At 74.3% G+C, this 16,414-nt stretch carries 14 protein-coding genes; 8 read left to right on the top strand and 6 right to left on the bottom strand.

Going from position 1 to position 16,414, the window contains the following annotated elements:
* Positions 1-9 precede the first annotated feature (9 nt).
* Both ACFOW4_RS09645 and ACFOW4_RS09640 read right to left on the bottom strand, forming a co-directional pair.
* A complete protein-coding gene (locus ACFOW4_RS09645; protein ID WP_377526398.1) occupies positions 10-759 on the bottom strand; it encodes an ABC transporter ATP-binding protein in 750 nt (249 codons plus the stop codon).
* Positions 760-761: 2 nt separating this feature from the next.
* On the bottom strand, positions 762-3,587 hold the full coding sequence (locus ACFOW4_RS09640) for an ABC transporter permease (protein WP_377526395.1): 2,826 nt from the start codon (positions 3,585-3,587) through the stop codon (positions 762-764).
* Between the two features lie 96 nt (positions 3,588-3,683).
* Here ACFOW4_RS09640 and ACFOW4_RS09635 point away from each other — a divergent pair, with 96 nt between their 5' ends.
* On the top strand, positions 3,684-4,292 hold the full coding sequence (locus tag ACFOW4_RS09635) for a PadR family transcriptional regulator (RefSeq protein WP_377526394.1): 609 nt from the start codon (positions 3,684-3,686) through the stop codon (positions 4,290-4,292).
* A 66-nt stretch (positions 4,293-4,358) separates the two neighbouring features.
* Here the strand turns inward: ACFOW4_RS09635 and ACFOW4_RS09630 are convergent, their stop codons facing one another.
* Entirely contained in the window at positions 4,359-5,555 is a 1,197-nt protein-coding gene (locus tag ACFOW4_RS09630) for a pyridoxal phosphate-dependent aminotransferase (protein ID WP_377526392.1), read from the bottom strand.
* Between the two features lie 170 nt (positions 5,556-5,725).
* On the opposite strand from ACFOW4_RS09630, the gene glmS reads away from it, so the two are divergent.
* Positions 5,726-7,639 carry a glutamine--fructose-6-phosphate transaminase (isomerizing) gene (glmS, locus tag ACFOW4_RS09625; RefSeq protein WP_377526391.1) on the top strand — a complete coding sequence of 638 codons (1,914 nt, stop codon included), beginning with the start codon at positions 5,726-5,728 and terminating at the stop codon, positions 7,637-7,639.
* Positions 7,640-7,713: 74 nt separating this feature from the next.
* Here glmS and ACFOW4_RS09620 read toward each other — a convergent pair whose 3' ends face one another.
* On the bottom strand, positions 7,714-9,327 hold the full coding sequence (locus ACFOW4_RS09620) for an alpha/beta hydrolase (RefSeq protein WP_377526389.1): 1,614 nt from the start codon (positions 9,325-9,327) through the stop codon (positions 7,714-7,716).
* Positions 9,324-9,620, bottom strand: coding sequence for a hypothetical protein (locus tag ACFOW4_RS09615; protein WP_377526388.1), 297 nt, complete (start codon positions 9,618-9,620; stop codon positions 9,324-9,326). Before ACFOW4_RS09615 ends, ACFOW4_RS09620 begins: the two co-directional genes overlap by 4 nt.
* Positions 9,621-9,794: 174 nt before the next feature.
* Here ACFOW4_RS09615 and ACFOW4_RS09610 point away from each other — a divergent pair, with 174 nt between their 5' ends.
* The 6 genes from ACFOW4_RS09610 to ung all read left to right on the top strand — a co-directional run bounded on the left by ACFOW4_RS09610 (position 9,795) and on the right by ung (position 15,256).
* Positions 9,795-10,163: a holo-ACP synthase gene (locus tag ACFOW4_RS09610; RefSeq protein ID WP_377526386.1), complete on the top strand. Its 369-nt coding sequence runs from the start codon at positions 9,795-9,797 to the stop codon at positions 10,161-10,163.
* A gap of 51 nt (positions 10,164-10,214) precedes the next feature.
* Positions 10,215-11,684: an NAD(P)H-hydrate dehydratase gene (locus tag ACFOW4_RS09605; protein WP_377526385.1), complete on the top strand. Its 1,470-nt coding sequence runs from the start codon at positions 10,215-10,217 to the stop codon at positions 11,682-11,684.
* A gap of 71 nt (positions 11,685-11,755) precedes the next feature.
* Positions 11,756-12,874, top strand: coding sequence for an alanine racemase (gene alr / locus ACFOW4_RS09600; RefSeq protein ID WP_377526383.1), 1,119 nt, complete (start codon positions 11,756-11,758; stop codon positions 12,872-12,874).
* Positions 12,871-13,974, top strand: coding sequence for an alpha/beta fold hydrolase (locus tag ACFOW4_RS09595; protein WP_377526381.1), 1,104 nt, complete (start codon positions 12,871-12,873; stop codon positions 13,972-13,974). The genes alr and ACFOW4_RS09595 overlap by 4 nt, the downstream gene beginning before the upstream one ends.
* Entirely contained in the window at positions 13,971-14,453 is a 483-nt protein-coding gene (gene tsaE / locus ACFOW4_RS09590) for a tRNA (adenosine(37)-N6)-threonylcarbamoyltransferase complex ATPase subunit type 1 TsaE (protein ID WP_377526379.1), read from the top strand. Before ACFOW4_RS09595 ends, tsaE begins: the two co-directional genes overlap by 4 nt.
* A 101-nt stretch (positions 14,454-14,554) precedes the next feature.
* Positions 14,555-15,256: a uracil-DNA glycosylase gene (gene ung / locus ACFOW4_RS09585; RefSeq protein ID WP_377526378.1), complete on the top strand. Its 702-nt coding sequence runs from the start codon at positions 14,555-14,557 to the stop codon at positions 15,254-15,256.
* A 28-nt stretch (positions 15,257-15,284) separates the two neighbouring features.
* Here ung and ACFOW4_RS09580 read toward each other — a convergent pair whose 3' ends face one another.
* The gene (locus tag ACFOW4_RS09580) at positions 15,285-16,007 is read right to left on the bottom strand and encodes a helix-turn-helix domain-containing protein (RefSeq protein WP_377526376.1); all 723 of its coding nucleotides are present in this window, start codon (positions 16,005-16,007) and stop codon (positions 15,285-15,287) included.
* Positions 16,008-16,414 lie beyond the last annotated feature (407 nt).

Genomic DNA, 16,414 nt, shown 5'->3' with positions numbered 1-16,414 from the left:
CGGGCCGGGTCAGAGCCGCAGCCGGGAGGCGCGGTCGAGGGTGTCGGCCGGGTCCTCGCCGTCGGTCAGGTCGACATCCTCGACGATCCTCCCGTCGCCGAGCCGGATGAGCCGGTCGCAGCGAGCCGCGACGGCCCGCTCGTGCGTGGCCAGCAGGATCGTCATGCCGTACCGGTCGCGCAGTTCCAGCAGCAGATCGAGGATCTGCGCGCCGGTGGTGGAGTCGAGGTTGCCGGTGGGCTCGTCGGCCAGCAGCAGCCGCGGCCGGCCCATCAACGCCCGGGCGATGGCGACCCGTTGCTGCTGGCCGCCGGAGAGCTGGGCCGGCAGCGCCCGCTCCCGCCCAGCCAGGCCGACGGCCTCCAGCAGGTCCCGGGCCCGGGTCGGGTGGTCGGCCCGGCCCGACCGGCGCGGCAACACCGGGGCGATCACGTTGTCGAGCACGGTCAGCGCCGGTAGCAGGTGATAGCGCTGGAACACGAAGCCGACCCGCTGGCGGTAGCGGGCCAGGTCCGCCCGGCGCAGCGCGGTGATCTCCACGTCGTCCACGATCACGCTGCCCCGGTCGGCCCGTTCGATCGCGCCTATCAGGTGCAGCAGCGTGGACTTGCCCGAACCGCTCGGCCCGGTCAGCGCCACGACCGAACCGCCCCTGATCTCCAGTGACACGTCGTCGACCGCGGTGAGCCGTTGGCTACCGGTGCGGAACTCGCGGACCAGCCCCGTCGTGCGCACGGTGCTGCCGGTGGTCGGGTCCATGGTCACTCCTCTGCGAGTAGTCGCGCGGTGGGAAGGCGCCGCAGCAGCCCGGTCGGGACGAGTGCCGCCAGGCAGGCGGCCAGCACGCCGGCCAGGGCGACCAGCGCGGTGACGGTGACGAGGGCCGCCGGCAGCTCGCCGACCAGCCACGCGGCCCCGCCCAGCCCGAGCCCGGCGCCCGTGAGCGCGCCGAGCCCACCCAGGAACAGGGCCTGGTAGCCGACCAGCCGACCGAGCGCGCCGTCGGACCAGCCGTTGGCCTGCAGGGTGGCCAGCTCGGTGGCTCGGTCGCGGATGTCCAGGTAGAGCACATCGGCGACGGCGGCGGCGCCGAGTAGCACGGTGGCCACCGCAGCCAGGGTGTCGGCGCCGCGCACGCTCAGCGACACGGTGTCGCCGAGCAGGCTGCCGACGACGGCGCCGCGGAAGGCGTAGCCGACCGCGCCGACCAGGGTGAGTGCGGCGACGCCGATGGCGAGCGCGCCGGCGCCGAGCAGGGTGCGTCCGGGGACGCGAACCAGGTTGACCAGAGCCATGCCGGCGATGGTCCGGCTCCGGTGGACGCGGCGGGTGTCGACGACGGGTGGGCGCAGCGCAGCGGCGGGGTGGGCGCGTGCGGCCCGCAGCGCGGGTGCCAGACCGGCTGTCAGGGCCAGGAACAGGGCCACCGGTACGGCGAGGAGGGCGCGTCGCCAGTCGACGTCGATGCCGAGGGCGGCGCCTAGCGGGATGGCCAGGCCGACGCCGAGCAGCCCGGCGATGAGGCCGAGCGTGGCGACCTCGCCGAGGACCAGCGCGCCGATGCGGCGGGCAGGCCATCCGAGGCAGGCGAGGACGGCGAGTTCGGGGCGGCGGTCGCGGACGGCGGCGGTGACGGCGTTGCCGAGGAAGAGCGCGCAGACCACGAGCACCAGCGCGAACAGGACGGCGCTCTTGCGGTCGACCGCCTTGGTGATGACCGAGGCGACCCCGAGGGCGGACCAGTTCTCGGTCAGGCGCAGGTCGGGGCGTCCGAAAGCGCCGGCGGGCAGGTCGATGCTCTGCGGGGCAGGGGAGGAACCGAGGGTGATGTCGACGTCGAGGCCGGTGGTGGTGGCGATCTGTTCAGCGATCAGCCGGACCCGCTCGGCGGAGCGTTCGCTGTAGCCGTCCACGTCGGACACCCGGGCCCGGATCGCGCTGATCGGCGCGGTGCGCTGCGTGCTGTCACCGTGGGCCAGTAGACCGGGCAGGCTGGACAGGCTGGTGAGCAGCAGCGGTGGCGCGGAGAGGTAGCCGGCCGGGTTGCCGCTGGGCTCCAGTGGTTGCCCGCCGAGCGCGGTCCGGCTGCGATCGTCGGCACCCTCGGCGCGCGGCCGTTCGTACGTTTCCAGCGGCACCTTGCCCACGTCGCTGAACCCGGTCAGCTTCTCGGGGTCGAAGAGGCCGACGGCTCGCCACTGTCGAGCGTCCTGGTTACCGGTGCCCAGCCGCAACTGGGTCAACGGACGGTACCCGGTGTCCTCGCTGAGCCATGGCCGGGGAAGGAGCGCCAGCGCCTGCGCGTCGCCGTACACCCCCTGGTCCGACTCGACGGGACGGACCCGCAGGCTGCCGTCGGGCAACTGGTCGTACGCGGCCTGCCCCGGCTGCACGACGACCTGCAACTGACCGTGACAGCACCGGCCCGGGCCCAGCCCGGCGGCGAGTTGTGACCGGTACGCGTCCAGCGCGTCCTGTCGGGTGCCGCCGGCCGGGGTGGACGGTAGGCCGCCCAGCCGTTCGGCCAGCTCTTCCTGCGGGATGCCGGCGATGCTCCGGTCCAGCCGTGACCGCGCGTAGGTGGCCCCGATCGCGCCGTCGAGGAACGGGCGGCTGGTGGCGAGCACCGGCACGAGGCGGCTGAACAACCCACCGCCCTCGTTGGTCACGACGGTGGCGTCGGTGGCGGTGAGCGGTCGCCCGCTGACCACGGCGTCGTCGAGGCCCACCAGCTCCTGCTCGGGGCCCGGGTCGACCGCGGCGAGCAGGAACGGCACGGTGAGGTATGCCGTCACGGTCAGGCGGGGAGCCGAGACGCCGGGAGCGTCGTGCTCGGCAATGCCTTCCCCCGCCCAGCGTTCGAAGCGACCACCGGGCAACAGCCGGAACGTCTCGACCTGCCAGAGCTGCCGCTCACTGAGGTCCTTCAGCGCGTTGTCCTGTCCGATCCGGAGGTCGCAGATCCGTTCGGTGCGCCCGCTTGGCAGCACCTCCCTGGGCAACAGCCCGCACTCGTTGGTGTCGTACGTCCGCCCGTCGGTGTACCGGACCGCGTCCGGGTAGAACTGGTCGCCGATGATCGGGTAGGCCAGGGCGTGCTTCGTGACGTACACGTAGGTGGGTTGGGCCGGGGCGTGGCTGAGGCCGCGTTCGGCGAGGAACTCGCGGTCGATCCGGATGAGCTGCCGGTCCAGGGACGGATCCACCGCCGCGGTCACGTCGAGTGGCATCTCGATCGAGGTCGTGGAGTAGCCGAGCATGGCGATCGGGGCGGCGACGTCCACTCCTTCGACGGCCTTGACCCGGTCGTACTGTTCCAGCGTGATGCCGCCATAGCTGCCGGAGAGGTAGTTGGGCCGGACCAGCCCGCGCTCCGCCTCAAGCGGGGTACGCGTTCCCTTCGGGCGGACCAGGATGTCGTAGGCGGCCCGGGTGTTCCGTTCGACGGTGCCGGTCACGGCGAGCCGGGAGGTGGTGGTGGCGCCGGTGAGGACGACGAAGCCGGTGGTGGCCACCAGCATGCCGACCAGCAGCGCCACCGACCGTCCCGCACGGCCGCGCAGCTGTTTCCAGACGAAACCGACCATCGCGCCTCCCCGTGTGCTGACCACACTCTGCGCGATACATTGTCACAATGCAAGGCCCCGGTCGGGTGCCTGCCCGGAACCGGATCGGAGGAGACGGTGGCGATCCAGCACGCGGTTCTGGCTCTACTCGCCCGCGGTCCCAGCTACGGCTACGAGTTGAAGAGCGCGTTCGAGGCGGCGGTCGGCCCACAGTGGGGGCCGCTCAACATCGGGCACCTCTACCAGATCCTCGACCGGCTCTCCCGCGACGGCCTGGTGGTCGCCGAGCGGCAGCCCCAGCCGGTCAAGCCCGACCGCGTGGTCTACGAGATCACCGCGGATGGTCGGGGTGAACTCGACCGCTGGCTGGCCGCGCCCAGCCCGCGCAGCGGTGGCTTCCGGGACGACTTCTTCCTCAAGCTGACCGCCGCCGCCCGGTCTGGTGCGGCCACCACCGTCCGTGGCGTGCTGGCGAACCAGCGCGGCCATCTCATGCGGGAGCTGCGCAACCTCGACGGGTTGCGTCGCCGGGCCGACGACCCGGTGGTCCGGCTGCTGCTCTCGGCCGCCGGCCGGCACGTCGAGGCCGACCTGGCGTTCGTCGACGACGCCGAGGCGGCACTGCTCTCCGACGGAGGCGCGACGTTGGCCAGGCTGGCCGACGATCGCCCGGCGCCGGCCGTACCGGCGGCGCCTGAGGCCGGACCGGACCGGGCTGCCGGCTGACCGGGGCGGTCGCCGGCCGATCAGCGGAACCGCCCGCCGGCTGACGGGGACGTGCTGAGCGGCCGCTCAGCGGGCCGGCGTCAGCCCGCGCAGCCGGGTCACCGCCTCGGCGAGCACCTCGGGGCGCTTGCAGAAGGCGAAGCGGACCAGCCGGCGACCGGCCTCGACGTCGTCGTAGAAGACCTGCGTCGGCACCGCGACCACGCCGCAGCGCTCGGGCAGCGAGCGGCAGAACTCCACCCCGTCCGTGCCGCCGAGGGCGGTGACGTCGGCGGTGACGAAGTACGTCCCCTCCGGCGACAGCACGTCGAACCCCGCCTCGGTGAGGCCGCCGACGAGCTGGTCGCGCCGGGTCTCGAGGTCGTCGCGGAAACGTGTGAAGTAGTCGTCCGGCAGGCCCAGCGCGACGGCGACGGCCGGCTGCAACGGGGCCGCGTTGACGAAGGTCAGGAACTGCTTCACCCGCAGCACCGCCGACACCAGCGGCGCCGGGCCACTCACCCAGCCGACCTTCCAGCCGGTGCAGGAGAACGTCTTGCCGGCCGAGGAGATGCGCAGCGTCCGCTCCCACATCCCCGGCAGGGTGGCCAGCGGCACGTGCGGGCTGGCGGCGTCGGTGAAGACCAGGTGCTCGTACACCTCGTCGGTGACCGCGTACGCGCCGTGCTCCTGGCACAGCTCGGCGACCAGCGCCAGCTCGGCCGGTGTGAAGACCTTGCCGGTCGGGTTGTGCGGCGAGTTGAGCAGCACCAGCCTGGTGCGCGGCCCGAACGCCGCCCGCAGCGCGGCCGGGTCGAAGGCGTACCGGCCGTCGCCGGAGGGGCGCAGGGTCACCGGTCGCCGGACGGCGCCAGCCAGCGCGATCGAGGCGGCGTACGAGTCGTAGTACGGCTCGAAGCAGACCACCTCGTCGCCCGGCTCGCAGAGAGCGAGGATGCTGGCCGCGATCGCCTCCGTCGCACCGGCGGTGATCACGATCTCGCCGTCCGGGTCGTACGCCAGGTCGTGGAACCGGCGCTGGTGCGCCGCGACCGCCGCGCGCAGGGCGGGAATCCCCGGCCCGGGCGGGTACTGGTTCTGCCCGCCGCGTAGCGCCTCGGCCGCGGCGGCCAGCATCTCCGGCGGGCCGTCGGTGTCCGGGAAGCCCTGACCGAGGTTGACCGCACCGGTCCGGACGGCGAGGGCGGACATCTCGGCGAAGATCGTCGTGCCGAACGGCCGCATCCGGGCCACCAGCGCATCGGCATCCGTGCTCGTCGTCACACCCGCCAGCCTACGGGCCGCCGGCGGCGGTTCAACCCCGCCGTCTGCCCTGGTGGGGGCGGTGATTTGTCCCTCGGTGGGGCCGCAGCCACCCGTTCGCTCAAGTCCAATGTTCGTTTAGCCGACTTTCGAGCACCCATGATGAGCGAAACTGGGTTAGGCTGCGGGCCATGTGTGGAATCGTGGGTTACGCCGGCGCGCGGCCGGCGCTCGGCATCGTGCTCGACGGGCTGCGGCGGCTGGAGTACCGCGGCTACGACTCGGCGGGCGTCGCCATCGTCTGCGACGACGAGCTGCTGACCGAGAAGAAGGCCGGCAAGCTGGCCAACCTGGAGAAGGTCCTCTCCGAGCGGGCTGCCAGCAACCCGGACGACTGCGCGGCCAGCCCGATCGGCATCGGCGACGGCACCACCGGCATCGGGCACACCCGCTGGGCCACCCACGGCGGCCCGACCGACCGCAACGCCCACCCGCACCTGGGCGCCGACGGCCGGGTCGCGGTGATCCACAACGGCATCATCGAGAACTTCGCCAAGCTCCGCACCGAGCTGGAGGAGGCCGGCGTCCAGTTCACCAGCGACACCGACACCGAGTGCGCGGCGCACCTGCTCTCCCACGCGCTCACCGAGCTGCGCGCGGCCGGCGAGGTCGACAGCCCGCAGCTGCTCGCCGCCGCCATGCGGGTGGTCTGCCGGCGGCTGGAGGGCGCGTTCACCCTGCTCGCCGTCGACGCCGGCATCCCCGGCGCGGTGGTCGGCGCCCGGCGCAACTCGCCGCTGGTCGTCGGCCGTGGCGAGGGCGAAAACTACCTGGCCAGCGACGTGGCCGCGTTCATCGAGCACACCCGCGAGGCGGTCGAGCTGGGCCAGGACCAGATCGTCCTGATCACCGGCGACAGCATCGAGATCACCGACTTCGACGGCCAGCCCGCCGCCGGCAAGGACTTCCACATCGACTGGGACTCCTCGGCCGCGGAGAAGGGCGGCTACGACTGGTTCATGCTCAAGGAGATCGAGGAGCAGCCGCAGGCCATCGCCGACACGCTGCTCGGTCGGCTCACCGAGACCGGCGAGATCGCCCTCGACGAGGTCCGCCTCAGCGACCAGGATCTGCGCGACATCGACAAGATCTTCATCGTGGCCTGCGGCACCTCGTACCACGCCGGCCTGGTGGCCAAGTACGCCATCGAGCACTGGACCCGCATCCCCTGCGAGGTCGAGCTGGCCAGCGAGTTCCGCTACCGCGACCCGGTGCTCGACCGGTCCACCCTGATCGTGGTCATCTCGCAGTCCGGCGAGACCATGGACACCCTGATGGCGCTGCGCCACGCCAAGGAGCAGAAGGCCCGCGTGCTGGCCATCTGCAACACCAACGGCTCGACCATCCCGCGCGAGTCCGACGCCGTGCTCTACACCCACGGCGGGCCGGAGATCGCGGTCGCCTCCACCAAGGCGTTCCTCACCCAGGTGGTGGCCTGCTACCTGATCGGCCTGCACCTGGCCCAGGTGCGCGGGATCAAGTTCGCCGACGAGGTGGGCGCGGTGGTGGCCCAGCTCCAGGAGATGCCGGGCAAGCTGCGCGAGCTGCTGGCCCGGATCGAGCCGGTGCGCGAGCTGGCCCGGGAGCTGAAGTCCGAGCCGACCGTGCTCTTCATCGGCCGGCACGTCGGCTACCCGGTGGCCCTGGAGGGCGCGCTCAAGCTCAAGGAGCTGGCGTACATGCACGCCGAGGGCTTCGCCGCCGGCGAGCTGAAGCACGGCCCGATCTCGCTGATCGACAAGGGCACGCCGGTGATCTGCGTGGTGCCCTCGCCGGTGGGCCGGGGCATGCTGCACGACAAGGTCGTCTCCAACATCCAGGAGGTACGGGCGCGCGGTGCGCGGACCATCGTGATCGCCGAGGAGGGCGACCAGGCCGTCGTCCGCTACGCCGACCACCTGATCTACGTGCCGCGTACGCCCACGCTGCTCGCGCCGCTGGTCACCACCGTCCCGTTGCAGGTGCTCGCGGCCGAGATCGCCGCCGCCCGTGGCCACGACGTGGACCAGCCCCGCAACCTGGCCAAGTCGGTCACCGTCGAGTAACCGACCCCGACCGCTGACCCGGGCCCCGTTCGCCGCACCGCGCGACGACCGGGGCCCTCGTCGTGGCCGGTCGGTCATCGGCCGAGCACGATCCGGGCCATGCCGTCCAGTGCCGGGTTGTCCGGGTCCCAGTAGCCCACGTGACCGTGCCGGCCGCTGGGAAAGATCCGCCCCCCGAAGTCGGGCGCGGCCGGGTCCCGGCCGAACCACAGCTCGTGCTCGCCGTGCCCGGTCAGCTCGAGCGCGGCGGCCAGCGGCGACGTACCGAGCAGGACGCGCCGGGTCAGCTCGTCCGGCGGACGGGTCAACCGGATCACGTCGTCCGGTGCGCTGCTGGCCCAGACCTGCCCGGGCGGGACGCCCAGCTCGGCCGCGTGCGCGACGCCGACCCCCGGTGAGCCGACGAAGACCAGCGCGTCGGCGGCCAGCCCGTGGTCCCGGGCGGCACTGCCCACCACCAACGACCCGTAGCTGTGCCCCAGCACGGTCTGCCGCGCCGGCGGGCCGTCATGGCTGGCCCGCAGCCCCTCCTGGAAGCGGTGCAACGCCGGACCGGCGTCGCGGGCCTGGCCGGCGGTGGCCGCCTCGTGCAGGAAGTCCGGAGCGTCGTAGTCGAGCCAGAGCACCGCCGCGCTCCGCTCACCCGGGTCGAGCGCGGCGCACCGGCTGAGGACACGTGCCACCCGTTCCAGCTCGCCCGGCGCGTCGTCGAGGCCGGCGGTCATCCCCGGCACGTAGGTCACCACCCGGTCGGCCTGGTCCGGGTCGCCGAGCGCGATCACCACCCGTCCCTCGCCGGCCGGATCCAACCCGAGCAGGTAGGCCCGGGGCGCCCCCTGCCCGGCCAGCCGCTCGGCGAGCGCGTCCAACCCGGCCAGGCGTGCCTCGACCCGGCGCAGCCGGAGCGAACCCACCGGCCCGGGCGGCACCCGGGCCAGCAGCAGCCGACGCTCGGCGAGCAGTTCCTCCCGCCGGGTGCCGAGCAGCAGCCGGTTGGCCTGGTCGCGGGCCGCCACCGGTACGCCGTCCAGTCGCCCGACCAGCGCCGGCTCGTGCCCCACCAGCCACCGGCGCTGCGCCGGGGTCAGCCCCGCCCACCACGTCCGGACCGCGGCCGGGTCGGCGCCCGACCCCGGCCGGCCGGGCGGTGGCGGGACCTGCCACGCTCCGGTGGCCGCCGTGGTCAGCTCGTCCAGCCGGGCGGTGGCGGCCCGGTCGGCCGCCCCGGCCAGCTCCAGCGCCTCCCGCAGCGCCGCCGTCACCCGGGCCGAGGCCAGCCCGTCCCGCTCGCCGGGCCGCGCTCGGGACGGGTCCGGGCCGACCCGACCGTGCCGGTCGACCAGCAGCCCGGACCCGTCCGCCAGGGCCACCGCCGCGGCCAGCCGACCCTTCGCCGCGGCGAGCCGACCGGCGAACTCGGCCAGCACCTGATCGGCCTCGATCAACGCCGGCGCGATCGAGGTCAGCTCGCCCCGCAGCCCGGCGAGCCGACCGTCGGCCGCCGTCGCCGCCCGGCCCGACCAGCCGATGCGCAGCGCCCTCCCGTCGGTGCTCAACTCGCCGGCCCGCCGGTCGACCAGCCCGGTCAGACCGGCCCACGCCGCGCCGGCGGCCCGCCACGCCCCCGGATCGGCCGCCCAGAGCTGGGCGTAGCCGACCGTCGGCGCAGGGTGGGTCGGCGCGGTCATCGGGGCAGCGCGGCGAGCCGGCGGGCGGCCCGGTCGTCGACCACCCGGTAGGACTCCGCCGCCGCCCGGACCGCTCCGCCCGTCACCGCCACCCGGCCGCCCAGCCGGCCGAGCCAGCCGTGCACCGCCGACTCCAGCGCGGCCAGGGCCGCGCCGGTCGGCCAGTCGGGCGCCGGCACCAGCAGCCCGGGCGTCCCGGCCAGCCCGTGCGCCAGCCGGGACGCGTCGTCGTCCAGCGCCCGGGCCACCCCGCCCAACAGCTCCGGTCGGACGGTCAACGGCTCCTCGGTCATTCCCACACCCCCGTGTGCGATCGGCATCGACCGGCCCGACGCTAGGCGGCGCCCAGGCCCGGCGCGGTGCCCTGTGGACAACCGGCGGCGGCCGTACCCCGCCCGTCCATAGGGCGTTGCCCACCGCTGACCGGACGGATAACCTGCCGCCTCCACCGCCGGTAGGGTGGCCTGGTGATCGTCGCTGTCGGCATCGACGTCGTCCTGGTCGACCGGTTCGCCCGGGCGCTGGCGCGGACGCCGCTGCTCGCCGACCGGCTCTTCACCGAGGCAGAGCGGTACACCCGCTCCGGCAACCCGCGCTCACCCGAGTCGCTCGCCGCCCGGTTCGCCGCCAAGGAGGCGGTCGCCAAGGCGCTCGGCGCGCCAGCCGGGCTGAGCTGGCACGACTGCGAGATCGTGCCGGACCCGGACGGCCGCCCGTGGCTGACCGTCTCCGGCACGGTGGCGGCTGCGGCCGTCGAGCGCGGGGTCGACCGCTGGCACCTCTCGCTGTCGCACGACGGCGGGATCGCGTCGGCGATGGTGGTCGCGGAACGGTGATTCGGCCGGGCGGGCCACCGGGGCCCGCCCGCGGGGCGGATGGGACACGGGATGAGACCGGTGTGGCGGGTGGCCGACGTACGCGCGGCCGAGGCGGGGCTGATGGCGACGCTCCCGGACGGGACGCTGATGCAGCGCGCCGCCGCCGGGCTGGCCCGCCGCGCCGCGCTGCTGCTCGCCGAGCGGGGTGGCGTGTACGGGTCCCGGGTGCTGCTGCTGGTCGGCTCCGGTGACAACGGCGGCGACACGCTGTACGCGGGGGAGCGGCTGGCCCGCCGGGGCGTCGCCGTGTCGGCCCTGCTGCTCACCCCCGGGCGGGCGCACGCCGCGGGGCTGGCGGCGCTGCGGGCGGCCGGCGGTCGGCTGGTCGACCGCCCGACCGGCCCGGTCGACCTGGTCCTGGACGGCATCGTGGGCATCGGCGGCACCGGCGGACTGCGCGCCAGTGCCGACGAGATGGTCAGCCGCCTGGCCGAGCTGCGCGGGCGGGACGGCGGTCGGGCGACCGTGGTCGCGGTGGACGTGCCGAGCGGGGTGGCCGTGGACACCGGGCACGTGCCGCTGGCCCCGTCCGGCCGGCCCACCGCGGTCCGTGCGGACGTGACGGTGGCCTTCGGCGCGCTGAAGCCGGCCCTGGTGGTCGGCCCGGCGGCCGTCCTGGCCGGGCAGGTGGAACTGGTCGACATCGGGCTGCGGCCATGGTTGCGGGGCAGCCCGGCGCTGCACGTCACCGAGTGGGCCGACGTGGTCGACTGGTGGCCCCGGCTCGGGCCGGCGTCGGAGAAGTACACCCGGGGCGTGGTGGGGGTGGCGACCGGCTCGGCGACCTATCCGGGTGCGGCGGTGCTCTCCGTGGGCGGTGCGTTGGCCGGGCCGACCGGCATGGTCCGCTACGCCGGCAGCGCCCGGGCCGAGGTGCTGCACCAGCACCCCTCGGTGATCGCCAGCGGTCGGGTGGCCGAGGCGGGCCGGGTGCAGGCCTGGGTCTGCGGTTCCGGGCTGGGCACCGGCGAGGACGCGGCGGCCGAGCTGCGCGCGGTGCTGGCCGCGCCGGTGCCGGCGGTGCTCGACGCCGACGCGCTCACCCTGCTGGTGGACGGCTCGCTGGCGGACCGGCTGCGCGGGCGGGACGCACCGATCGTGGTCACCCCGCACGACCGGGAGTTCGCCCGGCTCTGCGGTGAGGAGCCCGGCGCCGACCGGGTCGGCGCGGCGCTGCGGCTGGCCGCCTGGATGAACGCCGTGGTGCTGCTCAAGGGGGACCGTACGGTGATCGCCACCCCGGACGGCCGGGCGTACGTCAACCCGACCGGCACCCCGGCGCTGGCCACCGGTGGCACCGGCGACGTGCTGGCCGGGCTGCTCGGCTCCCTGCTGGCCGCCGGGATGCCGCCCGATCGGGCGGCGGCCTCGGCGGCGTACCTGCACGGGCTGGCCGGCCGGGAGGCGGCCCGGGGCGGGCCGGTGACCGCGCCCGACGTGGCGGACGCCCTGCGTCCGGTCCTGGCCGCACTGGGCTGATCGTCCGGTACCGGGCTGGCGGGCCGTGCGTCGCCGCCCGGCGTGATCACTGCGGAAAGTAGGCTGGGCGCATGTGGCAGGCCGAGGTACGCGTCAATCTCGACGCGATCCGCGAGAACGTGAGCCGACTCCGGTCCGGCACCAGCGCCGAGCTGATGGCGGTGGTGAAGGCCGACGGGTACGGCCACGGCATGATCCCGGCCGCCCGCGCGGCGCTCGACGCCGGGGCGGACTGGCTGGGTGTCTGCACCCTCGACGAGGCGCTGACGCTGCGTCGGGCCGGCCTGACCGCGCCCGTGCTGGCCTGGCTGCTCGCTCCCGGGCTGCCGCTGCACGAGGGGATCACCGCCGGGGTGGACCTGGCCGCGGCGAGCCTGCCGCAGCTCGACGAGATGATCGAGGCGAGCCGGCGTGCCGAGCGTCCGGCCCGGCTGCACCTGAAGATCGACACCGGGCTGTCCCGGGGCGGGGCGACCGTCGCCGACTGGCCGGCGCTGCTCGACGCGGCAGCCAAGGCGCAGGCCGACGGGCTGATCGAGGTGGTCGGCGTGTGGAGCCACTTCGTGTACGCGGACTCGCCCGGCCACCCGACCACGGACCGGCAGTTGGCCATCTTCCACGAGGGGCTGGCCATGGTCGAACGGGCCGGGCTGCGCCCGCGCTGGCGGCACCTGGCCAACTCGGCGGCCACGCTGACCCGCCCGGACACCCACTTCGACCTGGTCCGGCCCGGGCTGGCCATCTACGGGCTCTCCCCGGTTGCCGGCGAGACGTACGGGCTTAAGCCGGCGATGACCGCCCGGGCGCGGGTGATGCTCACCAAGCGGGTGCCCGCCGGCACCGGCGTCTCCTACGGGCACACCTACACCACCGAGCGGGACGCGAACCTGGCCGTGGTGCCGCTCGGCTACGCCGACGGGGTGCCCCGGCACGCCTCCAACAGCGGGCCGGTGCAGCTCGCCGGTGCGCGCCGGACCATCTCCGGCCGGGTCTGCATGGACCAGTTCGTGCTGGACTGCGGCGACGACCCGGTGGCCGACGGCGACGTGGCGACGCTCTTCGGCAGCGGCGCCGACGGCGAACCGACCGCCGACGACTGGGCGGAGGCGGTCGGCACCATCAACTACGAGATCGTCACCCGCTTCGGCGGCACGCGCGTACCCCGGGTCTACGACGGCGAGCGGCCGTGAGTCGGTACCGCATCCCTCGACCGCGGACGGCGGCCGGCCGGGTCGCCGGGGTGGTCGGCGCGGCGGTCGGTGTGGCCGCGGCCGGCCTGGCGGCCGGCGTCGCGACCGAACGCACCCTGGTCCGCCGGCTCAAGGCCGACCCGACCGACCGCTACGCGCACGAGGCGTTCGACGAGCAGCGGTACGACGACGCGTTCCGGCTGGAACTGCCGGACGGCACGGACATCCACGTCGAGGTGGTCGAGCCGACCCGCCCGGTGCCCGGACACCCGACCGTGGTGCTGGTGCACGGCTTCTGCCTGGACATGGGCACGTTCCACTTCCAGCGCAAGATGCTCGCGGCGCGCGGCGACTACCGGATCGTGGCGTACGACCAGCCCGGGCACGGCCGGTCCGGCCGGCTGGAGACCGGCGAGTACGACCTCGCCGTGCTCGGCCGAACGCTGCGCCGGGTGATCGACCGGACCACGCCCGAGGGGCCGCTGGTGCTGGTCGGGCACTCGATGGGCGGCATGACCATCATGGCGTTCGCCGAGCTGTTCCCGGAGATGTTCGGCGACCGGGTGGTGGGCACGGTGCTGATGGCGACCTCGGGCGGTCTGCTGGCGGAGACCAAGCTGGTCGCGCCCGCGCTGCTCGGCCGGGTCGGCGGCCCGGTGCTGTACATGGTCAGCAACGCGACCAGGTACGGCGGGCAGGTGATCGACAAGGCCCGGAAGTCGACCTCGAACGTCGCCTGGCTGCTCACCCGCAGGTACGGCTTCGGCACCGCCAAGCCCAGCCCGGCGCTGGTGTCGTACGTGGAGATGATGAACTCGCGGACGTCGGCCGACACGGTGACCCGCTACCTGCGGACGCTGGCCACCCACTCGCGGTATCCCGCGCTGGCGGCGCTGGCGGACACGCCCGTGCTGGTGGTGGTCGGCGACAAGGACATGATCACCCCGGTGACACACTCGGAGGAGATCGTCCGGCGGCTGCCGCACGCCGAGTTCGTCAAGATCCACGACAGTGGGCACGTGGTGATGCTGGAGCACGCGGACGAGGTCAACGCCGCGCTGGCACGGTTTCTCGAGTCGTTGAGCATGGAGGAGCGGTGAGTCACGTCGTCAAGCTGCCGACCGTCGCGGACACCTGGGAGTTCGGCCGCCGGCTGGCCGGGCTGCTGCGTGCCGGCGACCTGGTGTTGCTGACCGGCCCGCTGGGCGCCGGTAAGACAGCGCTGACGCAGGGCATCGGCGCCGGGCTCGGTGTGCTCGGCGACATCACCTCGCCGACGTTCGTGATCGCCCGGGTGCACCGCCCCGATCCCGCGCGCGGCGGACGGGTGGCGCTGGTGCACGCCGACGCGTACCGGCTGGGCGACGCCGCCGATCCCCGCGCCGAGATCGACGACCTGGACCTGGACGCCTCGGTGGACGAGTCGGTGACCGTGGTCGAGTGGGGGGAGGGGCTGGTGGAGCAGCTCGTCGACGCCCACCTGCGGGTCCGTATCGACCGCCGCGACGACGACACCCGCATCGTCGAGCTGGACCCGGTCGGCGGCGACTGGGCCGCGCGGCTGACCGCCCTGCGCTGATACCTCTCCGGCCGGCGTCACCCGCCGGTGGCGTGCGGTCGGCGCTGTCGGACCCGGTGCCTAGAGTGCGGGGGACCGACCCGAGCTGTGAAAGGCTGCCGATGCCCGACGACGTTCCCGCCCCGGATCTGCTGGCCCTGCTGCCGGAGCAGTGGCGTGCCGTGCTGACCCCGCACCTCGACCCGGCGCGCACCGCGGCGCTGGCCGAATTCGTCGCCCGGGAGTACGCGACGCACACCGTCTTCCCGCCGATCGAGGATCTCTTCTCGGCCTACCGGCTCTGCCCACCGCAGGCCACCCGGGTGCTGATCCTCGGGCAGGACCCCTACCACCGGGCCGGGCAGGCGCACGGGCTCAGCTTCAGCGTCCGCGACGGGGTGACGGTGCCGCCGTCGCTGCGCAACGTGTTCAAGGAGCTGGGCGAGGACCTGGGCGTGCCGAAGCCGCCGAGCGGCAACCTCCAGGGCTGGGCCGCGCAGGGTGTGCTGCTGCTCAACGCGGTGCTGACCGTCCGGCAGGCCACTCCCGGTTCGCACGCGAACTCCGGCTGGGAGGAGTTCACCGACGCCACCATCCGGGCCCTGGACGCCTCGCCGCAGCGGGTGGTCTTCCTGCTCTGGGGCGGCTACGCCCGCAAGAAGGCCGCCCTGGTCACCAACTCGCAGCACGTGGTGCTGGAGGCCGGGCACCCCAGCCCGATGAACCCGCGCGGCTTCCTCGGCAGCCGTCCGTTCAGTGCGGCCAACAAGGCCCTCGCCGACGCCGGCCTGCCCACCATCGACTGGGAGCGCACCGCCGGCTGAGCTGAGCTGCGCGGGTCGGGCGGGCGCCCTACCGCCCGTCCGGCCCCGCAGCCCTGCCGGCCAGTTGCCGGGCCCGGTAACGGCGCAACAGGTCGCCGGCCCGCGGTTCGGTCAGCTCCAGCTCGGTGACCGGCACCACGCGGTAGATCGGCCCGGCATGGCGTACCTCGATCGTCTCGGGTAGCTCGTCGCACATCGTCGCCCTGATCTCGCCGTAGCGCGTCGACCAGGGGTGCTCGCCCTGCTCCTCGGGCTCCAGCCACACCCCGCCGAACTCACCCCAGGCGGCGTTCCATCGCTGGCCGTAGGCCGCCTCCAGCCACCGGGTGAACCGTTTCGAGTCCTGCCACCGCACGGCGATCTCCAGCGCCTCGACCGGCACCGGTGCGCCCTGCAACAGCGCCGCCGTGCTCCCGGTGATCACCTGTGGGAATTCGGTGAGCCGATCCAGCAGCCGATCCAGACCCAGCTCGTCGATCCGCTCGACGATCGGCCGGGCGGCCAGGTCGTCGATCCGGGCGTCGAGGTGCGCGTCCAGCGGCTCCACCCCGATGGTCAACTGCACGTCCATGGCGGCGAGCAGCGCCTCGAGCACGGCGATGCTGGGCGTGCGGTCGCCACCTTCGATCCTGGCCACCGCCGACTGGCTGACACCGGCCATCTCGGCCAGCTCACACTGGCTCAGTCCGCGCTGGTGCCGTTGCTGTCGCACGGCGGTGCTGAGCAGAGGGCCGAGGCGAGTTTGGGTCATCCCCGGATGGTGGACCAGGCCGGGCCGCGGCGGGTACCGCGCGGCGGATCGCGGTGGATACCGCTGAGGCGGATTGCCGACTGACCGGTCTCGTCCGAGATCGCGGCGGCCGGACGACGCGACTCGAGCGGCGGAATGTTCCCCGACGAGCGCTATGACGCTGAGTCATAACTATGACTCTGAGTCATAGCGCTCGTGGAGGTTGTGTTGCCCGGCCGGCACCTCCCGCCCGTGCCGCCGAGCGGCGGGGGTGGGAGCAGCGGCGGTGGAGGCGGCGGTGCGGTGGTCGGCTCGGAGCGGGCCTCGGGGGCGGCAGCATGAGCTGCCGGGCGGGACATGGTCGGGTGGCGGGGCGTGGGCAGGCGGGGGAGCCGGCCGTCGTGGCGCTGCGGGCCGCGGGTGGCGGG

Origin of the sequence: Micromonospora sp. GCM10011542 (genome assembly GCF_042650685.1) — a bacterium.
Lineage (GTDB): Bacteria > Actinomycetota > Actinomycetes > Mycobacteriales > Micromonosporaceae > Micromonospora.
This window is presented reverse-complemented; position numbering and strand designations above follow the sequence as displayed.